Raw genomic sequence first — 15,167 nt, 5'->3', positions numbered from 1 at the left:
ACCGGGCCGGCGCAGCCGGCCGGTAGCGGTCCGTGGACGGATCCGAAAGCGCCGCGAAGCGATTCGCGGCGCTTTTTCTTTGTGCGGACGGCGCGCGCGTACCGCGTCGTTTGACCGCGTTCGGCGCCGCGCGCGCGGCCGGCCGGTATCATAGGGCTCCGCCTTTTCCGATGAATCCGCGCAGGAGAATCCGTCGTGCATGCCGGTGAGCGTTTCAACAGTATTTCCCATCTCGTCGGCGCGGTGCTGTCGATCGCAGGGCTCGTCGCACTGGTGACGATGGGCGCGCTCGACCACGACCCGTACAAGATCGTGAGCTTCAGCGTGTACGGCGCGATGCTGATCCTGCTCTACGCGATTTCGACGCTGTACCACAGCGTACGCAAGCCGCGGCTCAAGGCGATCCTGCAGAAGTGCGATCACGCGGCCATCTACCTGCTGATCGCGGGCAGCTACACGCCGTTTACGCTCGTCACGCTGCGCGGCCCGTGGGGCTGGTCGCTGTTCGGCGTGAGCTGGGGGCTCGCCGCCTTCGGCATCGCGCAGGAACTGACGCTGGGGCGGCGCACGCGCATCGTGTCGATGGTGCTGTACGTGCTGATGGGCTGGCTCGCGCTCGTCGCGATCCGTCCGCTCGTGCATGCGCTGCCGCCGGTGGGCACCGTGTGGCTCGTGGCCGGCGGCATCATCTACAGCGTGGGCATCTACTTCTTCATCAACGACGAGCGCATTCGTCACGGGCACGGCATCTGGCATCTGTTCGTGCTGGCCGGCAGCCTGTGCCAGTTCGTCAGCGTCGCGATGTATGTCGCGTGAGCGCGACCGGGACGGCGTGCGTCACGCGCGCCCGTCCGCCGGCGCCGCGCTGCGCAGCGCGTTGAACCCGGCCCAGCCCCAGTAGACGCGATGATGCGCGATCAGCTCGTCGCGCAGGTCCATCACTTCGACGAGATCGACCTGATCGCCGTCCGGCGTGGCGCGCGGATATTCCCAGATCAGTTGGCGTCCGTTCGAAAAGAACTGGCCCGTGCGGTACCAGCGTCCAAGCCGGCTTCGCGGATCGCGCAGGCCGGCCGCGAAGAATGCGGCGATCGCCGTCTTGCCGTGGAGCACGCCTGACCCGTGCTCGGGCAGCGTGACGACGATCAGCGGCGTTTCGAGTATCGCGTCGGGCGCATACAGCGCCATCAGCGCGTCGAGGTCGCGCGCGACGACGGCGGCGTGCCAGTCGTGATGGATGCGCTGCGCGTGGGTATCGGTATCGGTCATCGCGGGCTGCTTCAGGTGTGGATAACGACGCGACTGTACCGATCCGCCGCCGCCGGATGTTTCACCGCGAGCCGAAACGTCGATGCGCCGCGCTCAGCCGGCCAGCGCTTCGAGGTTCAGCGAATGCGAGTGGCCGATCCACACCGCGCTGTCGCGATGGTCGCGCAGTTCGTCGTCGGTGTTCGGGTGTAGCAGGATGTCGAGCTTGCCGTGATTGAGCACGAGCCACGGCACGATCTCGTCGAAGCGCGCGGCACCGAACGCGATCTGGTACGACCACGCGGGATGCGGGCCGACGAGACGTTCATGAAAGCGGCCGAGCTCGACGCTCGCGCCGAACCGCTCGTCGATGACGGCGCGCAGCGCCCACGCGGCGTCGCGGCTCGCGGCGTCGAAGTAGACGTGGGCATGCCAGCTGACGATGGCGGCGGGGTCGATGATGGCCATGGTAGTGCTCGGGAAATGAATGCGCGCAGAGGTTGCGGGATGCGACCGGTGCGCAATTATCGCGCGACCTCGCCGCGCGGGTATCGTCGCCGCGCGCCGATTCGGCCCGGAAGATTGTCACGCATCAGACGCGGCGCGTTCGCTCGCTGAGGCGTTGCGCGGGCGTGCCGGTGCATCCGGCATCGCGCCGTCGCATACCGCACCGGCCCACCGGCGGAGGCAATCTCCACCGCAATAGATCGTTTCGGAAACTGCAAGAGCGCTCTGCGCGCCGGTTCGCAGTTCCGCGAAGACGCGATCATGTCATTGAACGCATTAAGGAAATGAGGGCCGGGCGGCAGCGGTAAGCGGCGTGGCGCGCGCTTCGATTTCGCCGCCGAAAATGTCCATTGCGAAATCGGCTATTCAAGCGCACGGCCGTGCGCAATACGATTATCGGGCCGCATCGACACCGATGATCGATGCGTACGCAACCATCTGGAGGCCAATATGCGATCCCTCGTTTCCCTTGCTGCTCTGTCCGTCACGCTTGCCGCGGTGCCGGCCGCGAGCTTTGCTCAATCCGTCAACACCGCGTGGCAGCCGAACGTCGTGCCGCTGACGTGGTCTGCGGCGCGTGCCGAGACCGACGTGCAATTGCAGCAGATGGCGCGCGCTGGCTTTTCGGCAACGATGGCCGGCAACCAGAACTATCCGCAGGCGATGCAGCGCGCGCTCGAACGCGTGAAGAACCCGGTGCCCGACCGCTCGCGCGAAGAGAAGATGGCGATGGAAGCGCGCGCCGCCAGCGCCGCGCGCAGCGGCCATCCGGTGCAGGCGTTCTTCGTGAAGACCGCGTACTACCTGAAGGGCGAGAACACGTTCTGACGCGCGCGGCGTGCGGCGTGCGGCGAGCGCCCAGCCCCCAGCGCCATTCAGCGGCCCGCTATGCGCCGCCGCGGCGCACGGGTCGGCGCTGCCGTCAGCGTGATGTGCCGCAGCGGCGCGTCGCCGCCGCGAGCATGCAAAAAAACGAGGGCGCCCCGGAGCAATCCGGGGCGCCCTCGTCGTGCGGGCGATGCGGGCCGGGCCCGCGTCGTTGCGAGCCGCTCGTCAGGCCGCCGTTGCCGGCTTCGCCGGCTTCTGCAGCTTGCCCTTGCCGGCGCGCTGGATTTCCTCGAGCTTGATCTCGACGTGGCGCGAGAACACGTACTCGGCCGGGCGCTGCTTCGCGATCGAGATGTCCGGCGCGAACGGGCCGTCCGTCTTGATGCCCTTCTGGCTGACGCGCAGCGCCTTCAGCGGATGCGCGATCGTGTCCATCACGGCGGTCGCTTCGAAGCCGCAGTGGACCATGCAGTCCGCGCACTTCTCGTAGTTGCCGACGCCGTAGTTGTCCCAGTTGGTGTCTTCCATCAGTTCCTTGAAGGTCTTCACGTAACCTTCGCCGACCAGATAGCACGGCTTCTGCCAGCCGAACACGGTACGCGCGGGGTTGCCCCACGGCGTGCACTTGTACGTCTGGTTGCCGGCCAGGAAGTCGAGGAACAGCGACGACTGGCTGAACGACCAGCGCTTGCCGCCTTCGCCGCGCTTCAGGATTTCGCGGAACAGGTTCTTCGTCTTGTCGCGGTTCAGGAAGTGCTGCTGATCCGGCGCGCGCTCGTATGCGTAGCCCGGCGACACGGTGATGCCGTCGACGCCGATCGGCCCCAGCGTATCGAAGAACTTCGCGACGCGCTCGGGGATCGCGTCGTTGAACAGCGTGCAGTTGATGTTCACGCGGAAGCCGCGGCGCTTCGCTTCCTTGATCGCCGCGACCGCCTTCTCGTACACGCCGTCCTGCGACACGGAATGGTCGTGCATCTCCTTGTCGCCGTCGAGGTGGACCGACCAGACGAAGTACGGATTCGGCTGGTAGTCGTCCATCTTCTTTTCCATCAGGAGCGCGTTCGTGCACAGGTACACGAATTTCTTGCGCTTCATGATGCCCTTGACGATTTCCGGCATCTCCTTGTGGAGCAGCGGCTCGCCGCCGGCGATCGACACGATCGGCGCGCCGCATTCGTCGACGGCGTGCAGGCATTCCTCGACCGACAGGCGCTGGTTCAGGATCGGGTCCGGATAGTCGATCTTGCCGCAGCCGTTACAGGCGAGGTTGCAGCGGAACAGCGGCTCGAGCATCAGCGCGAGCGGGTAGCGTTTGTTGCCGGACAGGTGTTGGCGCATGATGTATGCGCCGACGCGGACTTGCTGGAGCAGCGGAATAGACAAGAGTTGTCCTCCTTAAACTTCGCGGGCGACAGCTTGCATGAGCTTCGCCGGCAACTTGAACTCGACTTTTTCTTCACGGCCCGCCATCGTCGTGACATCGACGGGCCCCAGCGCGCGCAGCGCGCCGATCACATCCTCGACCATCTCTTCGGGCGCCGAGGCGCCGGCCGTCAGGCCGACCGTCTGCACGCCCGCGAACCATTCGGCCTTCACTTCCGAGCCGTCGGCGACCAGGTAGCTCGGCACGCCGCTTTCGGTGCCGATCTCGCGCAGCCGGTTCGAGTTCGAACTGTTCGTCGCCCCGACCACCAGCAGCACGTCGACCTGGGTGCTCAACTCGCGCACGGCGGCCTGGCGGTTCTGCGTCGCGTAGCAGATGTCGCGCGTGTCCGGGCCGACGATGTCGGTGAACCGGCGCTGCAGCGCTTCGATGATGCCGCGCGTGTCGTCGACCGACAGAGTGGTCTGCGTCACGTACGCGACCGGCGTATCGACCGGCAGCGTCAGCGTATCGACTTCGGCCTCGCTCTGCACGAGCACCACTTCGGCCGGGATCTGGCCGATCGTGCCTTCGACTTCCGGATGGCCCGCATGGCCGATCAGGATCAGACGACGGCCCGCCGCGACGTACTGGCGGCCCTGCACGTGCACCTTCGTGACGAGCGGGCAGGTGGCGTCGAGCACGTCGAGGCCGCGCGTTTCCGCGTCGCGTTCGACGGTCTGGGCGACACCGTGCGCGCTGAAGATCGCCACAGCGCCGTGCGGCACCTCGTCGAGTTCCTCAACGAACCGTGCCCCTTTATTACGCAGATTTTCGACGACATGCCGGTTATGCACGATCTCGTGACGCACATAGACCGGCGCGCCGTGCTGTTGCAGCGCGCGATCGACGATCTCGATCGCACGGACAACCCCCGCGCAAAAGCCGCGGGGCTGGGCAAGGATGACTCGCATAAGTGAGCGAACTCCGACGACAGACGCCGGGGTTCGAGGAGCTGGCACAGCTCGCTCGCCCCGGCTTGATGTTATGAAGGCAGGAAACGAACCGGCCAGGCCAGGCCCCGGAACCCCGAATTAATCGCGCATTTTAACCCTATCGCGCCGTCCTTGCTCTGGTGCCGTGTCGGCCGTGTTGCATCGGCCGCGAAGCCGCGTCGGCACTCGCGCGCGCGGAACCCGGTAAACTGCGCGGTTTCGCGGGCGGCCTGTCGGGCAGCCCGCCGTCGCGCTCATTTCAAGGCCATTCGATGACCGTCGATTCTCTTGCATATTGCCCTGCCGCCGGTGCGGTCATGGGTCGTTCAAATCCCGCTCCGGCTGCGCCCGGTCGGGCCGGCATGGCGGCCCGCCGCCCGGGCCTGCCGCAGGAGGCCCGCCGATGATGCTTGCAATTGCCTTTCTGGTGTCCGCGCTGTCGCTGGTGATCTGGCTCGTGCTGCTGGTCGCGCGCGGCGGCTTCTGGCGCGCGCGGCCCGCGCGGGTGCTGCCGCCCGAGGCGCGCGGCGCGGCCGCGGCCGCCGGCTGGCCGGCCGTCGTCGCGGTGGTGCCGGCGCGCAACGAGGCCGACGTGATCGCGCAGGCGGCGACGTCGCTGCTCGAGCAGGATTACCCGGGCGAGTTCCATCTGATCATCGTCGACGACCACAGCGACGACGGCACCGCCGACGCCGCCCGCGCCGCCGCGCTGGCGATCAACCGCGCGGAGCGCTTGACGGTGTTGAGCGCCAAGCCGCTGCCGTCCGGCTGGTCGGGCAAGGTTTGGGCGCAGTCGCAGGGCATCGCCGCGGTGCGCACGCTGGGCCTGCCGGCCGACTATCTGCTGCTGACGGACGCCGACATCGGCCATCCGCGCGACGCGGTCGCGCAGCTCGTCACGCGTGCGCAGGCCGAGCAGCGCGATCTGGTGTCGCTGATGGTGCGGCTGCGTTGCGATTCGTTCTGGGAGAAGGCGCTGATCCCGGCGTTCGTGTTCTTCTTCGCGAAGCTCTATCCGTTCTCATGGATCAACGATCCGCGCAACCGGACGGCCGGCGCCGCGGGCGGCTGCATGCTGGTCAAGCGCAGCGCGCTGGAGGAGGCGGGCGGCATCGAATCGATCCGCGGCGCGCTGATCGACGACTGCAGCCTCGCCGCGCAGATCAAGCATCGCGGCAGCGGCCGGCATCCGATCCGGCTCGATCTGGCCGAGCGCAGCGTGTCGCTGCGCCCGTACGACAGCTGGCGCGACATCTGGAACATGATCGCGCGCACGGCGTTCACGCAGCTCCACTATTCGCCGCTGCTGCTCGCGGGCACGCTGCTCGGGATGACGATCATCTACCTCGTGCCGCCCGTGGTCGCGCTCGCATACGGTGCGCGCGCGTGGCCGGCATGGCTCGCGTGGGCGTCGATGTGCACCGCGTATGCGCCGATGCTGCGCTACTACCGGCGCTCGCCGCTGTGGGCGCCCGCGCTGCCGCTGGTCGCGCTGTTCTACGTCGGTGCGACGTTCGCATCCGCATGGCGTTACTGGCGCGGCAAGGGCGGGCAGTGGAAGGCGCGCGTGCAGGCGCCGGTGGAGCGCTGAACGGCGCCCGCGCACGCCGGCCGGTCGCCGGTTCGTCGCACAGCAAAAAGCCCGATCGGCGTGCAGCCGATCGGGCTTTGTCGTTTGGCGCGAAGGGATTTGGCGCGGCCGCGCCCGCTTACCGCTGGGTCAGCAGCATGTACATCTGGATCACGACGTCCGGCGAGAACGTGAACGGCACCCAGCCGTAGCCGGTGTGGCGCGTGACCAGCAGGCGGTCGCCGTTCGACTGCTTCTGCACGACCATCATCGGATTCTTGGTCGTCACGAAGCGCCAGCCGGCCGGGATGCCCGCCGGCGGTTCCGGCTGCATCGACGCGCGCGCGTGCGCGAGCTCCTCGATCAGCTGGCCGACCTGCTCCGGGTGCAGCGTGATCGACTGGCCGTTGACGGTCAACGTCAGCTCGTTCTGCGACGGGCGCGCGATGTGCAGCGTCGCCTTGTCCGCAGGCGGGTTCGCTGCATCGACGGCCGGCTCGGCGGCGGGCGCCGCGATGACGGCGGTGCCCGCATCGGCCTCGGCAGCCGGCGCTTCATCGGCGCGCGGCGCCGGGGCCGGCTCGCCGACCGCTTCGGCGGCATCGGGCTGCGCGGCCGGCTCGGTTGCCGCTGCCGTCGCTGCCGCCGTCGCGGCGTCCTTCACGACGGCTTCGACCAGCGCTTCGGCCTCGGCCACCGCCTTCGCGTGCCGCTCGGCGGCCGCTTCGGCCTGCGCGATCGCGTCGGCGTGGCGCTGCTTGACCGCTTCGGCTTCCGCGATCGCATCCGCGTGGCGTTGCGCGGCGGCTTCGGCTTGCGCGATGGCTTCGGTGTGACGCTGCGTGATCGCGTCGGCCTGCGCGGCTGCCTCGGTGTGGCGCCGGGCGGCGGCTTCCGCTTGCGCGATTGCCTCGGTATGACGTCGCGCGAGCGCCTCGGCCTCGGCGATCGCGGCCGCGTGACGCTGCGTCGCTGCTTCGGCTTCGGCGGTCGCGTCCGCATGGCGCTTCGCGGCGGCTTCGGCCTCCGCGGCGGCGAGCGCGTGGCGCTGGGCGGCCGCGTCGGCTTCGGTCGCGGCTGCGTGGTGACGTTGCGCGGCCGCCTCGGCTTCGGCGATAGCGGCGGCATGGCGTTGCGACGCGGCTTCGGCGTCCGCGTGGCGCTGGGCGAGCGCTTCGGTCAGCGCGGTGGCTTCGGCGTGCCGCTGAACCGCCGCGTCGGCTTGCGCGGCGGCTTCGGTGTGACGCAGGGCGGCGGCTTCCGCCGCTTCGGTGGCGGCCGCGTGGCGCTGCTGCGCGGCTTGCGCATCGGCGGCGGCCGTCGTGTGGCGCTGTGCGGCGGCCTGGGCTTCCGCTTCCGCGGCGGCGTGACGTGCGGCCGCGGCCTGCGCCTCGGCCGCCGCGGCGCGCGCGAACGCTTCGGCGCTGCGTGCCGCCTGCTGCGCGGCGTGGTGATCGTGGAGGAGCCGATCGACGCCGGCGTTCAGCGAATCGATCTGATCGTTCAGGTTCATGCGTGTCTTCTCTGCGTAAGACCCGCGATTTTAACCGCTGCGCCGGTGCCGGTCCGCCGGTGGCGTGTAACAAAGTGCGCAAAGCGGCGTGTTGCACGCCGCTTTGTGCTACTTCAGATAGCCGGCCGAGCCGAACCAGTCGAGCGCGTCGCGCAGCCCTTCGCGGTACGGCCGCGCGCGGTAGCCCAGCTCGCGCTCGGCCTTCGCCGACGTGAAGTACATCTTGTTCTTCGACATCCGCAGCCCGTCGACGGTCACGAAAGGCTCCTTCTTCGTGAACTTCGCGACGGCCTCCGCGCCGAGCGCGAGCGGGTACAGCGGCCAGCGCGGCAGCGCGATCGTCGGCGCCTTGCGGCCGGTCATCCCGGCGATGTCGGCGAGCATCTGCTGCAGCGGCAGGTTCTCGCCGCCGAGGATGTAGCGCTCGCCGATCCGGCCGCGCTCGAGCGCGAGGAAGTGGCCGTGCGCGACGTCGTCGACGTGCACCAGGTTCAGGCCCGTATCGACGAACGCCGGAATCTTGCCGAGCGCCGCTTCGACGATGATGCGGCCGGTCGGCGTGGGCTTCACGTCGCGCGGGCCGATCGGCGTCGACGGGTTCACGATCACGGCCGGCAACCCTTCGTCGGCGATCATCCGCTCGACCGCGCGCTCGGCCAGCACCTTGCTGCGCTTGTACACGCCGATCGCCTGCTCGGCGGTGAGCGGCCGGTTCTCGTCGGACGGATCGCCGGCGCTCGTGACCTTCAGCGTCGCGACGCTGCTGGTGTACACGATGCGCTCCACGCCGGCGGCGCGCGCCGCGCGCATCGTCGCGACGGCGCCTTCCAGGTTCGCGCGTTCGATCTCGTGCGGGTCGGGCGCCCACAGCCGGTAGTCGGCCGCCACGTGCAGCAGGTAGCGCACGCCGCTCAGCGCGGCGCGCATCGACGCCTCGTCGCGCATGTCGCCGGTGACGATTTCGGCGTCGAGGTTCGCGACGTTGGTGCGCGGGCTGGTCGGGCGCACCAGCACGCGCACCGCATAGCCCTTCTGCTGCGCGATGCGCGCGACGGCCGAGCCGACGAAACCGGACGCGCCGGTGACGAGAACGAGATCGCGGGAGGTATCAGTCATGCGTTTCCTTCGGGGCCGCGCGAGCGCGCGGCGGTTGTGCGTCGGCGAGATTGTACGTGGTCGGCGCGCGCGGCGACGCGACCGCCGCGCATGCACCGCGCACCCACCGCGCACCCCGGCCGCGTGCGTGTGGGAAGCGCCCGACGCGACTACAATGCCGGGCTTGAATGCACCAAGGGAGCGCGCCGCGATGAGCCGAAATGAACTGGACGAACGAATCGAGACCTACTACGTGCGGGTGCGCGGCGTCGTGCAGGGCGTCGGCTTCCGTCACGCGACGGTGCGCGAGGCGCATGCGCTGAAGCTGCGCGGCTGGGTCGCGAATCTCGAGGACGGCAGCGTCGAGGCGATGATCCAGGGCCCCGGCGCGCAGATCGACCGGATGCTCGCCTGGCTGCGCCACGGGCCGCCGGCCGCGCGCGTGACCGAGGTGACGTTCGAGGAGCGCCACGTCGAACGGCGCTTCGAGCGCTTCCAGCAGCAGTAAGGCGAACCCGACATGACGGGGTATCCGGAAGCCGGGCGCGGCATTGCGCTGTCGGTGACGGCGTCGACGCTGTTTGCGCTGATGTCCGTCTACGCGAAACTGCTGGCGCCGCTCACCGGCCTCGACATCTTCGCGTGGCGGATCCTGTGGACCGCGCCCGGTGCGCTCGCGCTGATCGCGTTGCGCGGCCGCTGGCCCGCGCTCGTCGAGCTCGCGCGGCGCAGCGTGCGCGACTGGCGCCTGCTGATCGCGCTGCCGGTCAGCGCCGCGCTGCTCGGCGTGCAGCTGTGGCTGTTCCTGTGGGCGCCGTTGCACGGCCGCATGCTCGAGGTGTCGCTCGGCTATTTCCTGCTGCCGCTGACGATGGTGCTGGTCGGCCGCTTCTACTATCACGAGCGGCTCGATCCGCTGCAATGGGCGGCCGTCGCATGCGCGGCGCTCGGCGTCGCGCACGAAGTGTGGGCGACGCGCGCATTCGCGTGGCCGACGCTCGTCGTGGCGCTCGGCTATCCGCCGTACTTCGTGCTGCGCCGGCGGATCAACGCCGATTCGCTCGCCGCGTTCGCGCTCGAGATCGCGCTGCTGTGCCCGGTCGCGCTCGCGATGGTGTCGGCGAGCGCGACGCCGGTCGGCCGCCATCCGCTGGTGTGGGCCGCGCTGCTGCCGGGGCTCGGCGTGCTCAGCACACTCGCGCTGGCGAGCTACCTGAAGGCGAGCCGGATGCTGCCGATGGCGCTGTTCGGCATCCTCGGCTACGTCGAGCCCGTGCTGCTCGTTGCGGTGTCGCTGCTGCTGCTTGGCGAGACGCTGAACGCGTCGCAACTGGCGACGTACGCGCCGATCTGGGCCGCCGTCGCGCTGACCGCATGGCACAGCGCGATGCTGATGCGGCGTCTGCCGATGCGCGGCTGAGGGCGTTCGGCGCGCGCCCGCGTCGTGCGCCGCACCTGCTCCGACGCCCGTTGCCGTCCGCGAGCTGACAGCGCGCCGACATCGAGCTGGCGGCTCCGCCAGCTTCGCAGCGCCTGCGTCGCGGCTGTAATCGAACAGAAGATGCCGTTGCATTTTGTTACTTAGGGTATTCCCGCGACGGCCACTAGACTGGGTTCACCGTCTTCTCTTCGTATGCGGTTTTCCCATGAACGGTCATCTCCTTGCCTCGCCGGCCAGGCTGGCACGCCGCGGGCATACGCGCGGCGCCGCCGATCGCACCAGCCGCCTCGTTCCCTCTGCCGGCGCATGCCGCGCCTACGCGTCGCAGGTGTGCTCATGTCGGTGAGCGCGCCGCTCGTGTCCGCGGGGCTGCCGGCGCGCAGCGGCCGCCTGATCGAAGTCGACTTCTTCCGCGGCATCGTGCTGCTGATGATCGTCGTCGACCATATCGGCGCGAGCGTCCTGTCGCGCGTCACGCTCCACGCGTTCGCGCTCTGCGATGCGGCCGAAGTGTTCGTGTTCCTCGGCGGCTTCGCGACCGCGAGCGCGTACGGCGCGATTGCGGACCGGCACGGCCCGCGCGCCGCGCAGCGCCGCTTCGTGCGCCGCGCGATGCAGATCTACCGGGCGTTTCTCGCGACCTCGACGCTGATGCTGATCGTCTCGGCCGTGCTCGACCATTACGGGATCGACGCGCCGAACCTCGCGCTCGACGACGTCAGCGTGATGCTCGCGTCGCCGCTCACCGGCGCGGCCGAGCTGCTCACCTTCCAGCGCCAGCCGTATCTCGCGTCGGTGCTGCCGATGTACGTGCTGTTCGCGCTCGCGTCGCCGGTGCTGGTGCCGTTCGCGCGCCGCCATCCGTGGCTCACGGTCGCGTTCAGCGTCGCATCGTGGGGCGCGGCCGGCTGGCTCGGCCCCGAACTGCTGGATACCGATTCGTTTCGCTGGAGCTTCAACCCGTTCGCGTGGCAGCTGATGTTCGTGGCCGGCGTGCTCGCGCGCTGCCAGCCGTTCTACCGGCGCGTCGCGCTCGGACGCTGGGGCGCCGCGGCGACCGGCGTCGCGTGCGCGATCGTGCTCGGCTGTGCGAGCTACAAGCTGTTCTCGGGGCTGCCCGCACCGGAAGGGCTGCTCAAGCGCGACCTCGCGTTGTCGCGCGTCGTCAGCTTCGCGGCGATCGCATGGCTGATGGCCGATTGCGTGCGGCGCGGCTGGATCGAGCGGCTCGCGCGCGCGGTGCGGCCGGTAGTGGCGGTCGGCCGGCGCGGGCTCGTCTGCTTCGTCGCGGGCGCCGCCATTTCGCTCGTCATCGATTCGCTGCTGCATCCGGTCGCGAACGGCGCGCAACTGCGCCATCTCGGCGTGGGCCTCGCGGCCGACGCGTGCGCGGTGGGGCTGATGATGGCCGTGGCCGGTTCGGGGGCGTGGTTCGCGCGCCGGCGCGGGGCCGTGGCGTAGAGTGCGCGATGGGGCGTGGCGCTGCGCTGCGGTGAATGCGGGAGCGCAATCGGCGCAGCGCACCGAATGCGGTCAGTGCGCGGAGCCGATGCGCGAGCGCGGCACGGCAGGCGTGTCGTCGGTTTCGGCTTCAGGTGCGGCGTCGTCGCGCGCTTCGGACTTCGGGTCGTCCTGCTGCGCCAGCACCGCATCTGCTTCGGCTGCGGCCCGGGCGGCGCGCAGCGCGGTGCAGCGTTGCGCGTGCCGGATGTCCGACAGTATCCGCAACAGCCGAGTCGTTTTGCCTTTCATGATCCTCTCCCGCCGGTGCGCATCGTGTGAGCCGACGCGCCGTTGCAACCAGTGTAGGACGTGCCGGCCGCGCCGGCGGGAGAATGTGGCGCGCATGCCGCACGCCGAGGGATAGTACTTACTGCGCCGACGCCATCGCCTGCGCCTGCGCGTCCTGTTCGTCGCGGCGTTCGTCCGCGCAGCGCTGATGCTGACGCGACAGCCGGTTCATCATCGGCAGCAGCAGCAGCGCGAGCAGCATGCCGATCGCGGCGAGCCAGCCGAGCTTCTCGAACAGCGACAGGTACAGCGGCAGCGATTCGGTCGCCGGCAGCTCGTGCGACGGCATCTGCGCGAAGTTCGCGACGACGCTGCCGAGATACTGCGACACGCCCGTCGCGACGAAATACGCGCCCATCATGAAGCCGCTCATGCGCGCCGGCACGTAGCGCGCGATCATCGCGAGGCCGAGGCCGCTCACCAGCAGTTCGCCGAGCGAGTAGAGGCCGTAGCCCCACACCATGAACCACGACGACACGCGGCCGTCCACCGCGTAGCGGCCGCTGATCGTGAACACCAGATAGCCGGCGGCCACCGCGCCGAAGCCGAGCGCGTACTTCGCCGCGACCGGCAGGTCGCCGCCGCGCTTCGACACCGCGTTGTAGATCCACACGAGCACCGGGCTCAGCAGCATGATCCAGATCGGGTTCAGCGCCTGGAACTGCGCGGCGCTCCACGTGAACAGCGTCGTGCCGAACAGCATGAAACGCGGATCGACGTTGCGCAGCGCGAACAGCGTCAGCGACGTCGACATCTGCACGTAGAAGATGAAGAACAGGATCACCTGGCCGATCAGCACGAGCGCGGCGATCAGCCCCGCGCGCTCGGAGCGCTCCGACTTCGCGATCATGTACGCGAAGATCGCGAGGATCGCGAACGCCGCCGCCCACACGCTCGCCACCGCGAGCTGCTTGTGCTGCAGCACGTACAGCGTGAGCAGCGCGAGCGCGACGCCGCCGGCCGCCACCGCGCCGAGGCGCTTCCAGCGGATCGGCGCGTCGTCGGGCTGCGAGCCGACGTGCGCGAGCGTGCGGTGCATCAGCATGAAGTTCAGGATCGCGAGCAGCATGCCGGCGCCGCAGACCGCGAATGCGGTGTGCCAGCCCCAGTGATCCTTGATCCACGGCGTCGCGAGCATCGACACGGTCGAACCGATGTTGACGGCCATGTAGTAGATCGTGAACGCGCTGTCGATGCGCGCGTCGTCGCCTTCGTAGATGCGGCGCACGAGGTTCGCCGCGTTCGCCTTGAACAGCCCGTTGCCGACGACGATCACGCCGAGCGACGCGTACATGTAGGCGAGCGCGTCGTTCGGCATCGCGAGCATCAGGTAGCCGGCGCACAGCACGGCCGCGCCGATGATCATCGTGCGACGTGCGCCGAGCACCTTGTCGCCGATCCAGCCGCCGATCGACGGCGACGCATAGACGAGCGCGGTGAACGCGCCCCAGGTGAGGTTCGCGTGGCTGTCGGTGAAGCCGAGCCGGTCGACCATGAAGAGGACCAGGAGCGCGGCCATCCCGTAGTAGCCGAAGCGCTCCCACATTTCGATGAGAAAGACCGTCGTGAACGATCGGGTCTGTGAAACAGGTGCGTGCATGATCAATCTCGTTTTGATACGGACGACGCGGATCGCGCGTCGCTGGGGTCGAACTGGCGCCGCCGCACGAGGCCGGGTAGGCCGTGCAGCGGCGATGAAGCAGCCGGGCGGGTCAGCCCGGGCCGGGGCCGGACGCCGCCCGGGCGGGCGGCGCGCGGCCTCGACCGGCGCACGCGTTGTAACGTTTGCCGGTCCGGTGCGTCGGGTCTGCGCCACTCAGGGAAACTCCCGATATGGCAGCAGCTTTCAGGAAGATTTGTCTCATTATTTACTTGTAAGACTTGCGCCCGTTCTCCGCAAATTCCCGGAGAGCCGCTCGCAGCTTGCCTGTGAAGCCGGCGAGTCTGGCAAGATAGCGCGTTGTTTTCGCGCGCTTCGGTCCCTGTTTAGCGCACCGGGCTCAACACCGAAGACGCGTGCGAACCCGAAGACTAAGCCAAATCGATCTAACTTAGTTACTTTCCATCAAACAATTTTTGACGACCACTTTTCGGCCTGCTATGGTTCCCCCCACTGAAAACCCGCGGTCAGTTGACGCACCCGCTGCGCTGGGCAGCAAGATTCGCGCGTTGCGCCAACGACTCAAGCGCACGCTCGACGACACCGCTACCGCCGCGGGGATTTCGAAGCCGTTCCTGTCTCAAGTCGAACGCGGGCTCGCGTCGCCGTCGCTGACGTCGCTGGCCGGTATCGCGCAGGCGCTCGGCGTGACGGTGCAGTACTTCGTGGATACGCCGAGCGAGGAGCGCTCGGTGTGCAGAGGCGAGCAGTTGCGCTTCTTCGGATTCGCCGATTCGGCGAACCTGTTCGCGAGGCTGACCAACGTGACCGAAGGGCGTCAGCTCGAGGCGATCCTCGTGCGGATGCCGCCGGGGCAGAAACGGTCGGAAGTGACGACGCATGCGGGAGAGGAATTCCTGTATGTGATTGAAGGGGAAGTGTCGCTGACGCTGGAAGGCAAGACCTTCGTCCTGCAGGCCGGCGACAGTTCGCACTACCAGTCGACGGTTCCGCACAGCTGGGTCAACACCGCGAAGGTGGAGTCGGTGGTGGTCTGGGTCGGTACGCCGCGGCTGTTCTAACGCACAGGTATTCCTTCGTTGCTTCGACGGGATGCCTGTCGAAAGAAACTTAAGGAATACTGAAATGCAAAACGGGAATCACGGGCCTCCTCGATCGCTGCACCCGTCAGCGTCTCACGCGTAAGCCGCGG

At 68.7% G+C, this 15,167-nt stretch carries 15 protein-coding genes; 7 read left to right on the top strand and 8 right to left on the bottom strand.

From position 1 onward, the window contains the following. Positions 1–195: 195 nt before the first annotated feature. Complete coding sequence (gene trhA, locus MBR110_RS23055; protein WP_011881066.1) at positions 196–816, top strand: PAQR family membrane homeostasis protein TrhA; 621 nt, start codon at positions 196–198, stop codon at positions 814–816. 21 nt (positions 817–837) lie between these two features. Here trhA and MBR110_RS23050 read toward each other — a convergent pair whose 3' ends face one another. Beyond that, positions 838–1,269 (bottom strand): nuclear transport factor 2 family protein, encoded by a 432-nt coding sequence (locus MBR110_RS23050; protein WP_011881065.1) that lies wholly within the window; start codon positions 1,267–1,269, stop codon positions 838–840. 93 nt (positions 1,270–1,362) lie between these two features. After that, positions 1,363–1,716 carry a DOPA 4,5-dioxygenase family protein gene (locus MBR110_RS23045; RefSeq protein WP_045578374.1) on the bottom strand — a complete coding sequence of 118 codons (354 nt, stop codon included), beginning with the start codon at positions 1,714–1,716 and terminating at the stop codon, positions 1,363–1,365. A gap of 489 nt (positions 1,717–2,205) precedes the next feature. Between MBR110_RS23045 and MBR110_RS23040 the strand changes: the two genes are divergently transcribed. After that, positions 2,206–2,583, top strand: a complete 378-nt coding sequence (locus MBR110_RS23040; protein WP_011881063.1) for a hypothetical protein — start codon at positions 2,206–2,208, stop codon at positions 2,581–2,583. Between the two features lie 225 nt (positions 2,584–2,808). On the opposite strand, the gene hpnH is transcribed toward MBR110_RS23040, so the two are convergent. Then, on the bottom strand, positions 2,809–3,969 hold the full coding sequence (hpnH, locus tag MBR110_RS23035) for an adenosyl-hopene transferase HpnH (protein ID WP_011881062.1): 1,161 nt from the start codon (positions 3,967–3,969) through the stop codon (positions 2,809–2,811). A gap of 12 nt (positions 3,970–3,981) precedes the next feature. Further along, a complete protein-coding gene (ispH, locus tag MBR110_RS23030) occupies positions 3,982–4,923 on the bottom strand; it encodes a 4-hydroxy-3-methylbut-2-enyl diphosphate reductase (protein WP_011881061.1) in 942 nt (313 codons plus the stop codon). A gap of 424 nt (positions 4,924–5,347) precedes the next feature. On the opposite strand from ispH, the gene MBR110_RS23025 reads away from it, so the two are divergent. Beyond that, positions 5,348–6,535 carry a glycosyltransferase gene (locus MBR110_RS23025; RefSeq protein WP_011881060.1) on the top strand — a complete coding sequence of 396 codons (1,188 nt, stop codon included), beginning with the start codon at positions 5,348–5,350 and terminating at the stop codon, positions 6,533–6,535. Positions 6,536–6,653: 118 nt separating this feature from the next. Here MBR110_RS23025 and MBR110_RS23020 read toward each other — a convergent pair whose 3' ends face one another. Both MBR110_RS23020 and hpnA read right to left on the bottom strand, forming a co-directional pair. Continuing rightward, the gene (locus MBR110_RS23020) at positions 6,654–8,027 is read right to left on the bottom strand and encodes a phage tail protein (RefSeq protein ID WP_181709354.1); all 1,374 of its coding nucleotides are present in this window, start codon (positions 8,025–8,027) and stop codon (positions 6,654–6,656) included. A 108-nt stretch (positions 8,028–8,135) separates the two neighbouring features. After that, a complete protein-coding gene (gene hpnA / locus MBR110_RS23015) occupies positions 8,136–9,143 on the bottom strand; it encodes a hopanoid-associated sugar epimerase (RefSeq protein ID WP_011881058.1) in 1,008 nt (335 codons plus the stop codon). 190 nt (positions 9,144–9,333) lie between these two features. Here hpnA and MBR110_RS23010 point away from each other — a divergent pair, with 190 nt between their 5' ends. The 3 genes from MBR110_RS23010 to MBR110_RS23000 all read left to right on the top strand — a co-directional run bounded on the left by MBR110_RS23010 (position 9,334) and on the right by MBR110_RS23000 (position 12,024). Then, positions 9,334–9,630 (top strand): acylphosphatase, encoded by a 297-nt coding sequence (locus MBR110_RS23010; RefSeq protein WP_011881057.1) that lies wholly within the window; start codon positions 9,334–9,336, stop codon positions 9,628–9,630. Between the two features lie 12 nt (positions 9,631–9,642). Further along, positions 9,643–10,542 carry an EamA family transporter RarD gene (rarD, locus tag MBR110_RS23005; protein WP_011881056.1) on the top strand — a complete coding sequence of 300 codons (900 nt, stop codon included), beginning with the start codon at positions 9,643–9,645 and terminating at the stop codon, positions 10,540–10,542. A 357-nt stretch (positions 10,543–10,899) separates the two neighbouring features. After that, on the top strand, positions 10,900–12,024 hold the full coding sequence (locus tag MBR110_RS23000) for an OpgC domain-containing protein (protein ID WP_014724181.1): 1,125 nt from the start codon (positions 10,900–10,902) through the stop codon (positions 12,022–12,024). A gap of 72 nt (positions 12,025–12,096) precedes the next feature. Here the strand turns inward: MBR110_RS23000 and MBR110_RS22995 are convergent, their stop codons facing one another. Next, positions 12,097–12,315, bottom strand: a complete 219-nt coding sequence (locus MBR110_RS22995; RefSeq protein WP_014724180.1) for a hypothetical protein — start codon at positions 12,313–12,315, stop codon at positions 12,097–12,099. 118 nt (positions 12,316–12,433) lie between these two features. Continuing rightward, a complete protein-coding gene (locus MBR110_RS22990; RefSeq protein WP_011881053.1) occupies positions 12,434–13,954 on the bottom strand; it encodes a peptide MFS transporter in 1,521 nt (506 codons plus the stop codon). A gap of 500 nt (positions 13,955–14,454) precedes the next feature. Between MBR110_RS22990 and MBR110_RS22985 the strand changes: the two genes are divergently transcribed. Continuing rightward, positions 14,455–15,036: a cupin domain-containing protein gene (locus tag MBR110_RS22985; protein WP_011881052.1), complete on the top strand. Its 582-nt coding sequence runs from the start codon at positions 14,455–14,457 to the stop codon at positions 15,034–15,036. The last annotated feature ends 131 nt before the right edge of the window (positions 15,037–15,167 follow it).

Origin of the sequence: Burkholderia sp. MBR-1 (assembly GCF_013822785.1) — a bacterium.
In the GTDB taxonomy this organism is placed as follows: domain Bacteria; phylum Pseudomonadota; class Gammaproteobacteria; order Burkholderiales; family Burkholderiaceae; genus Burkholderia; species Burkholderia vietnamiensis.
Note: the sequence above shows the minus strand (reverse complement) of the source record. Positions and strands in the feature narration are given on the sequence as shown.